This is a genomic window from Pseudomonas sp. HMSC076A11, from assembly GCF_001810205.1.
Taxonomy (GTDB): Bacteria; Pseudomonadota; Gammaproteobacteria; order Pseudomonadales; family Pseudomonadaceae; genus Pseudomonas; species Pseudomonas aeruginosa.
In genome coordinates this window covers 423805-436629 of the sequence record NZ_KV800287.1, presented here as the reverse complement: position 1 = coordinate 436629, position 12825 = coordinate 423805, and the positions used below count along the sequence as shown (strand labels likewise).

Genomic DNA, 12825 nt, shown 5'->3' with positions numbered 1-12825 from the left:
GCGGGAACATCCACAGCGGGATCATCGCCGGGAAATTGAACGGGGTGATCCCGGCGCACACGCCGAGGGGCTGGATCCAACTGGCGGTGTCGATCTCGCGGGCGACGTTTTCCACCGTCTCGCCCATCATCAGGCTGGCCACGTTGGCGGCGTGTTCGACCACCTCGATGCCGCGCCACACGTCGCCCTTGGCATCGGCGAGGTTCTTGCCGGTCTCCCGGGCCAGCAGTTCGCCGAGTTCGTCGTGGTGTTCCTTGAGCAGGTGCTGGTAGCGCAGCATCAACCGCGCTCGCTCGGGAGCCGGGACTTCGCGCCAGGTCTCGAAGGCGCGCTGGGCGCTGGCGATGGCCTGCTCGATCTCGTCGGCGGTGGCCTTCGGCGCCAGCGCGAGGACGTCCTGGGTCGCCGGATCGGTGACTTCGACCAGCTCGCGGGAACGGCTGCCGCGCCATTCGCCGTCGATCAGCTGGGGGATTGCCTTGGCCATCGTCGCCTCCGCTTCCCGGTGGACCGGGATGTTGTTTTGAGTCGTTATAGCCGGCCGCAAGCCGCCTGTGGATTGACGATCTTGCGCAAGGGATGGACGATCTTGGGATTCAGACTACCGAGTCGCGTCGCCGTGAAGCGTTCCGTACAGACCTCCGCCTGGCCCCTGCCCAACCAGGGTGTGCGTTTCATCACGCCGCCCCGCCTGCGTCGCGCCCTGGCCCGCCATCCGCTCGGCCAGGCCTGCTACCCGCTGGCCCTCGGTTACTATCCGGAGGCGCATGGCCACCACATGCAGCGGCGCGCGCCGGACGACAACCTGTTGATCTACTGCCGGGCCGGACGCGGCTGGCTGGAGTGTGCCGGCGAGCGCGTCGAGGTCGGCGGCGGCGACCTGCTGGTCCTGCCCAAGGGCCGGGAACATGCCTACGGCGCCGACTCGCAGCGGCCCTGGAGCATCTACTGGGTACATTTCGAAGGCGGACTGGCGGAGGATTTCCTGCGTCCGCTGGGCAGCGCCCCGCGCCTGCGCCTGGGCATGCAGCCGCGCCTGCTGGCGGAGTTCGATGCGCTGCTGGCGCTGCGTCGCCAGGGCCTCAGCCTGCCGCACTTCATCCATGCCGCGCACCTGTTGCAGGGCCTGCTCACCTCGCTGGCGGTGCGTCCGGCGCGGGCCAGCCTGAAATCCGGACGGGTGCTGGACATCGACGCGGTGCAGGCGCTGATGCGCGCGCACCTGCACGACAGCCTCAACCTCGACGAGCTGGCGGCGCAGTTCAAGCTGTCGCGCTTCCATTTCGCCAAGACCTATCGCGCCCTGACCGGCCAGGCGCCGATCCAGGATTTCATCCAGATGAAGATGGCCCATGCCTGCCGCCTGCTCGACGAGGGCGCGCTGGAGGTGCGGCAGATCGCCGAGCAGCTCGGCTACGCCGATCCCTATTACTTCTCGCGGCTGTTCCGCAAGGTGGTGGGCATGGCGCCCAGTCACTACCGGGCGCTGCACCAGGGCTAGTGCTCCGGGCATAATGCTGCATCCTGCCCGTGGGCCGAGACCGACAAGGATCGTCGATGCGCAAACCCCTATCGCTCTACCACCCCTGGCTCTACTGGCTGCGGGTCTGGCAACGACGTCTCTGGCGGCACTGCCGCTGGCGTCTTGGCGGCCGTCGCTACGTGCGGTTGCCATCGGTCGACGAGCGCCTGCCGTACCGCTACATCAAGCACACCTCGAAGTTGATCCGCCGCCTCGGCGACAGCGACCTCGCCCTGCAACGCAACAAGGTGGTCAACCTGCGCCTGGCGGTGGACTGCATGAACGGCGTGAGCATCGGCCCCGGCGAGTACTTCTCGTTCTGCCGGCTGGTCGGTCGGCCCAGCGCCCGGCGTGGCTTCGTCGAAGGTATGGAGTTGTCCTTCGGCGAGGCGCGCAGCGGAATCGGCGGCGGCATCTGCCAACTGAGCAACCTGATCCACTGGATGGCCCTGCATTCCCCGCTGCGCGTGGTGGAGCGGGCCAACCACAGCTTCGACCCGTTTCCCGACGAGGGACGGATCCTGCCGTTCGGCTCGGGCGCGGCGATCTTCTACAACTTCATCGACCTGGTGCTGCACAATCCGACGGCGGATACCTTCCAGCTGCGCTTCCATATCGCCGCCCACCAACTGGAAGGCGAACTGCTGTGCAGCGCGCCGCGCCCTGTGCGCTACCACGTCTATGAGAGGGCCCAGCGCTTTGTCCGCGACGGCGATGCGGTGCTGAGGCTCAACGAGATCTGGCGCGACATCCGGGAAAAGGGCCAGGCCGGCACCCTGCTGGCCAGCGAGTGCCTGTACCGCAACCGGGTGCGCGTGAAGTATCCGGTGGAAGAGGCCCGCCTGTCCCGAGATTGACAAGCGCGGCGGGCTTTTCTACGGTTCCGCGGCCACAGGCTGTCGGCGACCTTCTGAAAAAGGCCGGACGACTTTTTCAGTACCGAGACAGGGGGTTCCATGACCGATAACGACGACCGCATCAAGCTCGAGGCGAGTTGGAAGGAAGCGCTGCGCGAGGAATTCGACAAGCCCTACATGAAGCAACTGGGCGAGTTCCTGCGCCAGGAGAAGGCCGCCGGCAAGGTGATCTTTCCGCCCGGGCCATTGATCTTCAACGCGCTGAACACCACGCCGCTGGAGAACGTCAAGGTGGTGATCATCGGCCAGGATCCCTACCACGGACCAGGCCAGGCCCACGGCCTGTGCTTCTCGGTGCAGCCCGGCGTGCCGACGCCGCCGTCCTTGCAGAACATCTACAAGGAACTCAACCGCGACCTGAACATCCCGATTCCCAACAACGGCTACCTGCAGCGCTGGGCGGAGCAGGGCGTGCTGTTGCTCAATACCTCCCTGACCGTCGAGCAGGCCAAGGCCGGCTCCCACGCCAATGCCGGCTGGCAGCCGTTCACCGACCGCGTCATCGAGGTGGTCAACGAGCGTTGCGAGCGCCTGGTGTTCCTGCTCTGGGGCAGCCACGCGCAGAGCAAGCAGAAGCTGATCGACCCGCAGCGCCACCTGATTCTCAAGTCGGCGCACCCGTCGCCGTTGTCGGCCTACCGCGGTTTCCTCGGCAACGGCCACTTCAGCCGCACCAACAAGTTCCTCGAGCAGAACGGCAAGACGCCTATCGACTGGTCGCTGCCGGACCTCTGAAGGCCGCTGTCGCCCAGCTCTTCACATGGTGGGCGCCGCTGTGTGCCTCTGACCGCGCCCGGAAAAAAAAGCCCGCACGAGGCGGGCTGGAAAACGCCACACATCCAGTGTGGCGGCGTGGCTCGATCAGCCGGCGCGCTTCCTCCAGTAGCGGAAGCACGGCTCGGCGAGGAACAGCACCAGCAATAGCCTCAGTACCTGCAAGGCGGTGACCAGCGGCACCGAGAGCTGCAAGGCTTCGGCGGTCAGGCTCAGCTCGGCGATGCCGCCGGGCATCATGCCGAGCATCAGCGACTGGTGGTCGAGGGTGGTCAGCCAGCCGAGCAACTCGGCGGCGAGCGCCGCGGCGAACATCATCCACAGCGTGCAGACCAGGGTACGACTGACGAAGGCTGGAGCGCTGCGGAAGAAACTGCGGTTGAAATGGCAACCCAGGGCGCTGCCGATCAGCCATTGGCCGACGCCGCTGGAACCGGCCGGCAGGCCGATATGCAGGTCGAAGCCGAGGCTGACGCCGGCCGCCAGCAACAGCGGGCCGAGCAGCCAGGGATTGGGTTGGCGCAACTTCTGCCAGCCCAGCGCGACCAGCGCCCCGGCCGGGAACAGCAGGGCCAGCCAGTGCCAGTCCACCGGCGCGGCCTGGTGCGGGCCTGGCTGGCCGCCGCCGAGCAGGTACTGGAACGCCGCCGGCACCAGCAGCACTACCAGCAACAGGCGCAGGCTCTGCGCTGCGGCGACGCGGCTGAGCACCGCGCCGTGGCGCTGCCCGAGGTTGACCATCTCGCTGGCACCACCGGGCATGCTGGCGAAGAACGCGGTGGCGCGGTCCTCGCCGCTGCGGCGCATGAAGGCGATCGCCAGCACGCTGGAAAGCGTGGTGGCCACGGCGCCGAAGACGATGATCACGCTATGCGCCAGCACTTGCTCGATCACTGCCGGGGTGAAGTGCAGGCCGATGCCGATGCCGACGATCCATTGCCCGCACTTGCGTGCCCCCGGCACTTCGGCCAGCGGCAGGTCGGCCAGGCAACGCACCAGCATCACCGCAAGCAGCGAGCCGATCATCCACGGCAGCGGCCAGCCGACCAGGCTTGCCAGCCAGCCGCCAAGGGCGCCCACCAGCGGCGTCGCCCAGTACAGCCTCCAGGTGACGCGCTCAGGCATCGGCCAGCCCCGTCGCGCGACGGGCCGCGCGGCGGCGCCAGGCGCGGACCAGCGGCAACAGCAGCATTACCACCACCAGCGCCCAGGTTACCAGGCTGATCGGGCTCGACCAGAGGATGCCCAGTTCACCGTTGGAGATCGACAGCGCGCGGCGTAGGTTCTGCTCCATCAGTCCACCGAGGATGAAGCCCAGCAGCAGCGGCGAGAGCGGGAAGTCGAGCTTGCGCAGGATATAGCCGATCACGCCGATGCCGACCATCAGGAACAGGTCGAAGGTGGTCGCATGCACGCCGTACACGCCGATCCCGGTGATGATCGCGATGGCCGGCACCAGGGCCCAGTTCGGCACCGCGAGGATGCGGGTGAATACGCGGACCATCGGCACGTTGAGGATGATCAGCATGACGTTGGCGATGAACAGCGAGGCGATCAGGCCCCAGACGATGTCCGGTTGCTGCTGGAACAGCAGCGGGCCGGGAGTGATGTTGTACAGGGTCAGGGCGCCGATCATCACCGCAGTGGTACCCGAGCCGGGCACGCCGAGGGTCAGCATCGGCACCATGGCGCCGCAGGCGGAGGCGCCGATGGCGGTCTCGGGAGCGGCCAGGCCGCGCATGTCGCCCTTGCCGAACTCGCCCTTGGCACCGGCCAGCTTCTTCTCGGTCATATAGGCCACCGCGCTTGCCAGGGTCGCGCCGGCGCCGGGCAGTACGCCCATGACGAAACCGAGCAGACCGCAGCGCAGGTTGACCAGGAATACGCTGGCGGCCTCCTTGAAGTTGAACAGCATGCGTCCGGTGGCTTTCACCGCCTCCTGGCCGTGGTGGGTCTTCTCCAGCAGCAGGAGGATCTCGCTGACCGAGAACAGGCCCAGCACCAGGACCACGAACTGGATGCCGTCGGCGAGGTGGATGCTGTCCCCGGTGAAGCGGTACACGCCGCTGTTGGCGTCGATCCCGACGCTCGACAGGAACAGCCCGAGCAGCGCCGCCAGCAGGGTCTTCAGCGGGCGGTCGCCGGCCATCCCGCCGAGGCAGACGATGGCGAACACCATCAGCACGAAATATTCCGCCGGACCGAAGGCGATCGCCCACTTGGCCAGCAGCGGGGCGAACAGGACCATCCCGCAGGTGGCGATGAAAGCGCCAATGAACGAACTCCAGGCCGACAGCGACAGGGCCACGCCGGCCAGGCCCTTGCGTGCCATCGGGTAGCCGTCGAGGGTGGTCATCACGGTCGAGGCTTCGCCGGGGATGTTGAGCAGGATCGAGCTGATCCGCCCGCCGTATTCGCAGCCCAGGTATACGGCGGCGAGCAGGATCAGCGCGGTTTCCGGCGGCAGGCCGAGGGCGAAGGCCACCGGGATCAGCAGTGCCACGCCGTTGATCGGACCGAGGCCTGGCAGCAGGCCTACGATGGTGCCGATCAGGGTGCCGATCAGCGCGGTGATCAGGTTGGTCGGCGTCATCGCGACGCCGAAGCCCTGGCCGAGGTAGTTCAAGGTTTCCATCACGAAGTCCTCACAGCGGCAGGAAGTCGAGAACGCCCAGCGGCAGCGGGACGTCCAGGGCGCGGTCGAACAGCCAGTAGAGGCCGATCCCGAGCAGGCTCGCGGTGACCACCGCAGGGATTGGCCGGGCGCCGTAGAGAATGGCCATGCAGGAGCCGACCAGGGCGGCGCTGAGGATGAAGCCGAGCGTTTCGAACAGGCCGGCGAACACCAGCAGCAGGGCGATGCAGGCGAGCACCTTGAGCAGCACGGCGCCGCCCAGCGGTTGTTCGTCCTCGGCGTGGCGGATCGGCGTCGGCCGCGCGATCAGCCACGCCAGGCCGGCGCCCATCAGCGCCAGGCAGAGCAGCGGGTAGGCGCGCGGGCCGACCGGTTCGTAGGAAAACGGCGCCTGGTAACGCCAGCCGGCGACCGCCAGGCCGACGCAGGCGAGCAGCCAGAGCCCGGCGAACAGGCGCTGGTACAGGTTGGAACGGGTCATGGGACGATCCTCGTGGCGCGGCCGGGGTCCGGCCGCGCGCGGGCTGGCTTACTGGATCAGGCCGAAGTCCTTGGCCAGTTGCTTGTACTGCTGGACCTGCTGCTTCACGTAGCCGTCGAGTTCCTCGCCGGTCATGGCGAAGGGGAACAGCTCGCGCTGGTCGCGCAGCTTGGCGAAGTCCTCGGAGGCCAGCAGTTGGTCGAAGGCGTTCTTCCACCAGGCGTAGTCTTCGTCGCTGACCTTCGGCCCGAGGTAGAACCCGCGAACCACCGGCCAGACGATGTCGTAGCCCTGTTCCTTGGCGGTGGGGATGTTGGCCATCGCCGCCTCTGGCAGGCGTTCTTCGGAGAACACCGCGAGCAGGCGCATGTCGCCGCTGAGGATGTGCGGCATGGAGTCGGAAATGTCGGTGCTGCCGACCTGGATGTGCCCGCCGAGCAGCGCGGTGGCGATCTCGCCGCCGCCTTCCAGGGCCACGTAGCGCAGGTCGCGCGGATTGATCCCGGCGGCCTTGGCGATCAGCGCGGTCTGCATCCAGTCCTGGCTGCCGACGGTGCCGCCGGAGCCGATCACCACCTTGCTCGGGTCGGCCTTGAGCGCCTTCACCAGGTCGTCGAGGTTCTTGTAGGGCGAGTCGGTGCGCACCGCGATGGCGCCGTAGCTGGTGCCGATGGCGGCCAGCCATTTCACCGCGTTCTCGTCGAAGCGGCCGAACTTGCCCTGGGCCAGGTTCAGCAGCGAGCCGCTGGAGAAGGCGGTGATGGTGCCGGCGTCGCCCGGGCGTTGGGCGACCACCGCGTTATAGGCGACCGCGCCGACGCCGCCGGGCATGTAGGTGACGCGCATCGGCTTGCTCAGCAGCTTGGCCTCGACCAGGGCGCTCTGCGCCAGCTTGCAGGTGAGGTCGAAACCGCCGCCGGGGGACGCCGGGGCGATGCATTCGGGACGCTTGGGTTCGGCCACGGCGGCGCCGGCCAGCAGCAGGCCGGCGGCAACCAAGGCGAGGGGACGAAAAGACAGTTTCATCATCATCGGTGCTCCTGTGGAGTTCTTGTTCTGGCTTACCAGATCGGCAGGGTATAGCTGACGATCAGGCGGTTCTCATCGATGTCGCGGGTGAAATTGGAACGGAAGGTCGCGTTGCGCCAGCGGATTCCGAGGTTCTTCAGCGCGCCGCTCTGGAACACGTACTGCAGTTCGGTGTTGCGTTCCCATTCGCGGCCTTCGCCGCGCTGCCCGGCGAGTTCGACATTGTCGCCCTTGACGTAGCGGGTCATGAAGGTCAGGCCGGGAATGCCGAGGCCGACGAAGTCGTAGTCGTAGCGCAGTTGCCAGGAGCGCTCCTTGGGGCCGGCGAAGTCGTTGACCTGGACGAAGTTGACCAGGTACGGGTTGCTGCCTTCCAGGTAGGGGAAGGCGTCGTCGCCGTTCATTCGCTGCCAGGCCGCGCCGAAGGCATGGTTGCCAAGGCTGTAGGTGAACATGCCGTTGAGCGACTTGTTGTCGATGCCGCCGGCCTTGGCCGAGCCGCTGTCGGTGCTGCGGGCGAAGCGCAGGTCGCTGGTCAGTTCGCCGGGACCGATCGGCCAGCTGTGCAGCAGGCCGACGAAGTGCTGGCGGTAGACGTCCTGCAGGTTGCTGTAGTGATAGCTGGCGGTGAGTTGGTCGGTGAGCTTGTAGTCCAGTCCGCCGAGGTCGAAGTGATCGGCGCTGACCCCGGCGAAGCGGCCGTTCTTGTCGTTCAGCGCGAGGTCCTCGGAGTCGCTGGAGTCGCGGATCTTGGTCTTTTCCAGGCGCCCGGCGGTGAAGCCGAGGTCCTTGATCTCCTTCGAGGTGAGCAGCGCGCCTTCGAATATCTGCGGGAAGATCCGCCCGTTGTTCGGTTGTACCGATGGCAACTTCGGAATCAGCGTGCCGACCTTCAGCTCGCTCTGCGAGGCCTTGACCTTGGCGGTCAGGCCCAGTTTCGAGTAGGTGTCCGGCGCGCGGCCGTCGGAATCCTTCGGCAGCAGTCCGGTACCGCTGCGGCCGCGGCCGGAGTCGAGCTTGACGCCGAGCATGCCCATGGCGTCGAGGCCGAAGCCGACGGTGCCCTGGGTGTAGCCGGACTGCAGGTTGAGGATGAAGCCTTGCGCCCACTCCTCGCGCTTGGACTGGCCGGGGCCGTCGCGGAAGTCGCGGTTCATGTAGAAGTTGCGGGTTTCCAGGCTGGCCTTGCTGTCTTCGAGGAAGCCGGCGGCGTTGCCCAGGGGCGCGATGCTGGCGAGCACGACGGCGGTGGTGGTCAGGGTGGTGCTGCGGGACGAACGTACAGACCTTGCGGCCTGCGGCAGGGAAGTCGACATGCAGTGGTCTCCGATTCTTGTTCTTGTACGCCGAGCACCACGCTGCAAGGCGTTTTGGCGGACGATCTGCGCCGTCCATCGACTGATCCTAAGGCGCCAAGCTTTCGCCAGGCTTTCAGCAATCCCCGGTGGCAGAGAAGCCATTTACCGGAGGGTTTTCCCCGGTACACTTCGCCTCTTGTGCCCTCATCCGGTGGTGGAGAACCGTCCATGCGCATCCTTCTGGTGGAAGATCATCCGCAGCTCGCCGAAAGCGTGGTCCAGGCGCTCAAGGGCGCCGGCTGGACGGTAGACCTGCTGCAGGACGGGGTGGCCGCCGACCTGGCTCTGGCCAGCGAGGAGTACGCCCTGGCGATCCTCGACGTCGGCCTGCCGCGGATGGACGGCTTCGAGGTGCTGGCGCGCCTGCGCGGGCGCGGCAAGACCCTGCCGGTGCTGATGCTGACTGCGCGCGGCGAGGTGAAGGACCGGGTGCACGGCCTCAATCTCGGCGCCGACGACTACCTGGCAAAGCCTTTCGAACTGTCCGAGCTGGAGGCGCGGGTCAAGGCCCTGCTGCGCCGCAGCGTGCTCGGTGGCGAACAGTTGCAGCGCTGCGGCGCCCTGGTCTACGACCTCGGCACCCGGCGCTTCAGCCTCGACGAGCAGCCGCTGACCCTGACCTCGCGGGAACAGGCGGTGCTGGAAGCGATGATCGCCCGTCCGGGGCGGGTGATGAGCAAGGAGCAACTGGCCGCCCAGGTCTTCGGCCTGGACGAGGAGGCCAGCGCCGACGCCATCGAGATCTACGTCCACCGCCTGCGCAAGAAGCTGGAAGGCGGCGCCGTGCGCATCGTCACCTTCCGCGGCCTCGGCTACCTGCTGGAGGCGCAGGGTGACTGATGCCGGCAGCCTGCGCGGAAGGCTGCTGCTGTGGCTGGCCCTGCTCCTGCTGCTGGTGCTCCTGGCGAGCGGCCTGAGCGCCTACTGGAACGGTCGCGAGGTGGCCGACACCGCCTACGACCGGACCTTGCTGGCCTCGGCGCGGGCGATCGCCGACGGGCTCTACGAGAAGGACGGCACCCTGCGCGCCGACGTCCCCTACGTGGCACTGGATACCTTCGCCTACGACAGCGCCGGGCGGATCTTCTACCAGGTCAACGACATCCACGGACGGATGATCTCCGGCTACGAGAATCTTCCGGCGGCACCCGCCGATACCCTGCGCACCGACGACTACCCGGCCCTGGCCAAGTTCTACGACGGCGTCTACCAGGGCGTCGACGTTCGCGTGGTGAGCCTGCTGCAGCCGGTCAGCGAACCGAGCATGAGCGGCATGGCGGAGATCCGCGTGGCCGAGACCGAAGGCGCCCGCGAGCGCATGGCGCGCAGCCTGATGACCGATACCCTGTTGCGCCTGGGCGTCCTCGGCGTCGGCGCGCTGGTGCTGGTGTGGCTGGCGGTGAGCGCCGCGCTGCGTCCGCTGGATCGCCTGCGCCGCGAGGTGGAAGAGCGCCAGCCGGACGACCTGCGGCCGTTGCCGATGCTCGAGGTCCAGCATGAATTGCGGCCGCTGGTGGAGTCGCTGAACCACTTCACCCAGCGCCTGCGCAGCCTGTTCGAGCGGCAGTCGCAGTTCATCGCCGATGCCGCCCACGAGTTGCGCACCCCGCTGGCGGCGCTCAAGGCGCGCCTGGAACTGGGCCTGCGCGAGCAGGAGCCGGAAGCCTGGCGTTCGACCCTGGAGACCACGGCGAAGAACACCGACCGCCTGATCCACCTGGCCAACCAGCTGCTCTCCCTGGCGCGCATCGAAAGCGGCGCCCAGGCCATCGCCGAGGGTGGCGCCGAGCGTATCGACCTGACCGCCCTGGCCCGGGAGCTGGGCCTGGCGCTGGCGCCGCTGGCCTATGCGCGGGGAGCCTCGCTGGCGCTGGAAAGCGCCGGGCCGGTGTGGATCCAGGGTGAACCGACGCTGCTCAACGAATTGCTCAGCAACCTCCTGGACAACGCGCTGGCGCACACCCCGCAGGGCGGCAACGTGATCCTCAGGGTGCTGGAGGGGGGCGTGCTGGAAGTGGAAGACGATGGTCCGGGAATTCCCGCCGCCGACCGCGAGCGGGTCTTCCAGCGCTTCTACCGGCGCGGCGACAGCCCCGGCAGCGGCCTGGGGCTGGCGATCGTCGGCGAGGTCTGCCGGGCGCACCGGGCGCAGATCCAGCTCGACCAGGGCGAACTGGGTGGCTTGCTGGTGCGGGTGCGCTTCCCGGCGGAGTAGAGCGGGCCTATTGCAGCATGCTGGTGGCGGCTTCCAGGGCGCTGGAGAGGTCCTCGTCTTCCTTCATGTCGACGGTCGGCTCGAGGCCGAGCTTGGCGAACGCCGGGATCTGGCTCCAGTCCAGGCGGGTATAGGGATGCTCGCTGCCAAGGTAGCTCTGCAGGGTGGCGACCTGGACCAGGTCGGTATAGTCGGCGCGCGGCGAGTTGCGGGTGAAGTCCAGGTGCTGGCGCGGGACCTCGGCGATCGGCGCGGGGAAATCCCAGGCCTTGAGGATGCGCTCGCCGATCAGCGGATGGATGCGCTCGATCACGTGGCTCAGGCTGATGGAGTCCGACAGCAGCTCGTTGTGATCCTCGGCGTAGGTGAGGATCGGCAGCACGCCGATCTGGTGCACCAGCCCGGCCAGGGTCGCCTGGTCCGGCGCCAGGCGGGTGTAGTGACGGGCCAGCACGTGGCAGATGCCGGCGATCTCGGTGCTCTTGTTCCAGACTTCGCGCATCTTGCGGTCGACCACGTCGGTGGTGGCCTGGAACATCTGCTCCATGGCCAGGCCGGTGGCCAGGTTGCAGGTGTAGTTGATGCCCAACCGGCTGATCGCCATCTGCAGGTCGGTGATTTCCTTCGGGCTGCGCAGCAGCGGACTGTTCACCACGCGGATGATGCGCGCGGTCAGCGCCGCGTCGTTGCCGATCACCTTGCTCAGGGCCTGGATGCTGACATCCGGGTCCTCCGCCGCCTCGCGGACCTGCAGGGCCACTTCGGGCAGGGTCGGCAGCACCAGTTCATCCTGATCGATGGCGCGGATCAGGTCCTGTTGGACTTTGTCGGCAAGCTTGCTCATGGCATTTCCTTTGAAAACGCAATGGCCGGAGCACGCTGTACGTGCACCGGCCATGGGAATACTGGCGGGCCGTCCGCGGACGGCGAGGCACAGTTTACGGTCAGCGCTGGATTTCGCGGTCGCTGTCCAGCGTGTAAGGCAGATTGAGGAGGACGAGCGGCGCTCCTTCGGCGCTTCCGAGGCTGATCCGGCCGTCGGCGACGGCGTCGTCCTGCAGCACGGCGAGCAATTCCACGCTGTTCTCCGGCGTACGGGCGGCCAGTACCACTTCGCCGACGCTGGTGGAATGGACTGGCGAGAACAGCCCGGTGCCGGGCGCCGGCACCTCGTCTGCGTCCAGCGCCAGGCGATACAGGCGGCGCTTGAGGCGGCCGAGATACTGCATGCGGGCGACGATTTCCTGGCCGGTATAGCAGCCCTTCTTGAAGCTGACCCCGCCGACCGCCTGCAGGTTGATCATCTGTGGGATGAACAGCTCGCGGGTAGCGCCGAACACCTGGCCGATGCCTGCGCGCACCTGGCCGAGCAGCCAATCGTCGAGCGGCGCCTCGCGGCTGTGCTCGCGGAGCGTGGCAAGCACCGCCTCGGCGCGTTGCGCCGGAACCCATAGCTCGACGCGGGCGTCGCCCAGGGCGACGGCGAGCAGGTCGCCGTGGCGGGCGATCCTGCCGCTCTCCGCCGGGGTGTCTATCCCCAGGGCGCGCAGTGCCTCGCTGGCGTCGCGCAAGCCTATGCGGAGCCAGGCTGCGCTCTCGTCGGCAAGGCTGGCCTTGGAGAATACGGCGTATTTCTTCAGGTCCGCCAACTGGGCCTCGAGCAGCTCGCCGGCCATCGCCAGCAGCAGGCCGTCGCCCTCGGGCAGGATGCGGAAGCTCGATAGCAGGCGGCCCTTGATGTTGCAGCGGCCGCCGAGGCTGGAGGTCTCGTCGTTGAGGTAGGCGAGGTTGCAGGTCAGCTGGCCCTGGAGGAACTTGGCGGCGTCAGGGCCGCGGACGGCGAGGATGCCTTCATGGACTAGCGGGGTGTGGAAAGCGGGGTCGGCCATTGCGA

The 12825-nt window shown here is 67.6% G+C and carries 13 protein-coding genes; 5 read left to right on the top strand and 8 right to left on the bottom strand.

All coding sequences use genetic code 11. The annotated features are described in order from the left end of the window. A partial coding sequence (locus HMPREF2716_RS09715) for an aldehyde dehydrogenase family protein (protein WP_049304956.1) occupies positions 1-487 on the bottom strand: 487 nt, incomplete at its 3' end. 132 nt (positions 488-619) lie between these two features. Here HMPREF2716_RS09715 and HMPREF2716_RS09710 point away from each other — a divergent pair. From HMPREF2716_RS09710 to ung, 3 genes are all read left to right on the top strand, one after another. Then, positions 620-1501 carry an AraC family transcriptional regulator gene (locus HMPREF2716_RS09710; RefSeq protein ID WP_003106441.1) on the top strand — a complete coding sequence of 294 codons (882 nt, stop codon included), beginning with the start codon at positions 620-622 and terminating at the stop codon, positions 1499-1501. Positions 1502-1557: 56 nt separating this feature from the next. Next, positions 1558-2379 (top strand): VanW family protein, encoded by an 822-nt coding sequence (locus tag HMPREF2716_RS09705; RefSeq protein WP_003114171.1) that lies wholly within the window; start codon positions 1558-1560, stop codon positions 2377-2379. A gap of 99 nt (positions 2380-2478) precedes the next feature. Next, complete coding sequence (ung, locus tag HMPREF2716_RS09700; protein ID WP_003106436.1) at positions 2479-3174, top strand: uracil-DNA glycosylase; 696 nt, start codon at positions 2479-2481, stop codon at positions 3172-3174. A gap of 126 nt (positions 3175-3300) precedes the next feature. Here the strand turns inward: ung and HMPREF2716_RS09695 are convergent, their stop codons facing one another. From HMPREF2716_RS09695 to HMPREF2716_RS09675, 5 genes are read right to left on the bottom strand one after another with little or no spacing between them, the layout of a single operon-like run. Next, entirely contained in the window at positions 3301-4338 is a 1038-nt protein-coding gene (locus tag HMPREF2716_RS09695) for an AbrB family transcriptional regulator (RefSeq protein ID WP_003114172.1), read from the bottom strand. Continuing rightward, entirely contained in the window at positions 4331-5848 is a 1518-nt protein-coding gene (locus HMPREF2716_RS09690) for a tripartite tricarboxylate transporter permease (RefSeq protein ID WP_003120784.1), read from the bottom strand. The genes HMPREF2716_RS09695 and HMPREF2716_RS09690 overlap by 8 nt, the downstream gene beginning before the upstream one ends. A gap of 10 nt (positions 5849-5858) precedes the next feature. Continuing rightward, positions 5859-6329: a tripartite tricarboxylate transporter TctB family protein gene (locus HMPREF2716_RS09685; RefSeq protein ID WP_003101933.1), complete on the bottom strand. Its 471-nt coding sequence runs from the start codon at positions 6327-6329 to the stop codon at positions 5859-5861. Positions 6330-6377: 48 nt separating this feature from the next. Further along, a complete protein-coding gene (locus HMPREF2716_RS09680; protein WP_003085519.1) occupies positions 6378-7361 on the bottom strand; it encodes a tripartite tricarboxylate transporter substrate binding protein in 984 nt (327 codons plus the stop codon). Between the two features lie 29 nt (positions 7362-7390). After that, a complete protein-coding gene (locus tag HMPREF2716_RS09675) occupies positions 7391-8674 on the bottom strand; it encodes an OprD family porin (protein ID WP_070621871.1) in 1284 nt (427 codons plus the stop codon). Between the two features lie 210 nt (positions 8675-8884). On the opposite strand from HMPREF2716_RS09675, the gene HMPREF2716_RS09670 reads away from it, so the two are divergent. Both HMPREF2716_RS09670 and HMPREF2716_RS09665 read left to right on the top strand, forming a co-directional pair. Then, the gene (locus tag HMPREF2716_RS09670) at positions 8885-9556 is read left to right on the top strand and encodes a response regulator (RefSeq protein WP_003085524.1); all 672 of its coding nucleotides are present in this window, start codon (positions 8885-8887) and stop codon (positions 9554-9556) included. Further along, positions 9549-10931 carry a sensor histidine kinase gene (locus HMPREF2716_RS09665; RefSeq protein ID WP_003101943.1) on the top strand — a complete coding sequence of 461 codons (1383 nt, stop codon included), beginning with the start codon at positions 9549-9551 and terminating at the stop codon, positions 10929-10931. The genes HMPREF2716_RS09670 and HMPREF2716_RS09665 overlap by 8 nt, the downstream gene beginning before the upstream one ends. Before the next feature lie 7 nt (positions 10932-10938). Here the strand turns inward: HMPREF2716_RS09665 and HMPREF2716_RS09660 are convergent, their stop codons facing one another. Together HMPREF2716_RS09660 and HMPREF2716_RS09655 are read right to left on the bottom strand one after the other, a co-directional pair. Then, positions 10939-11775, bottom strand: coding sequence for an HDOD domain-containing protein (locus tag HMPREF2716_RS09660; protein ID WP_003085528.1), 837 nt, complete (start codon positions 11773-11775; stop codon positions 10939-10941). Between the two features lie 100 nt (positions 11776-11875). Next, positions 11876-12820 (bottom strand): CAF17-like 4Fe-4S cluster assembly/insertion protein YgfZ, encoded by a 945-nt coding sequence (locus tag HMPREF2716_RS09655; RefSeq protein ID WP_003101947.1) that lies wholly within the window; start codon positions 12818-12820, stop codon positions 11876-11878. Positions 12821-12825 lie beyond the last annotated feature (5 nt).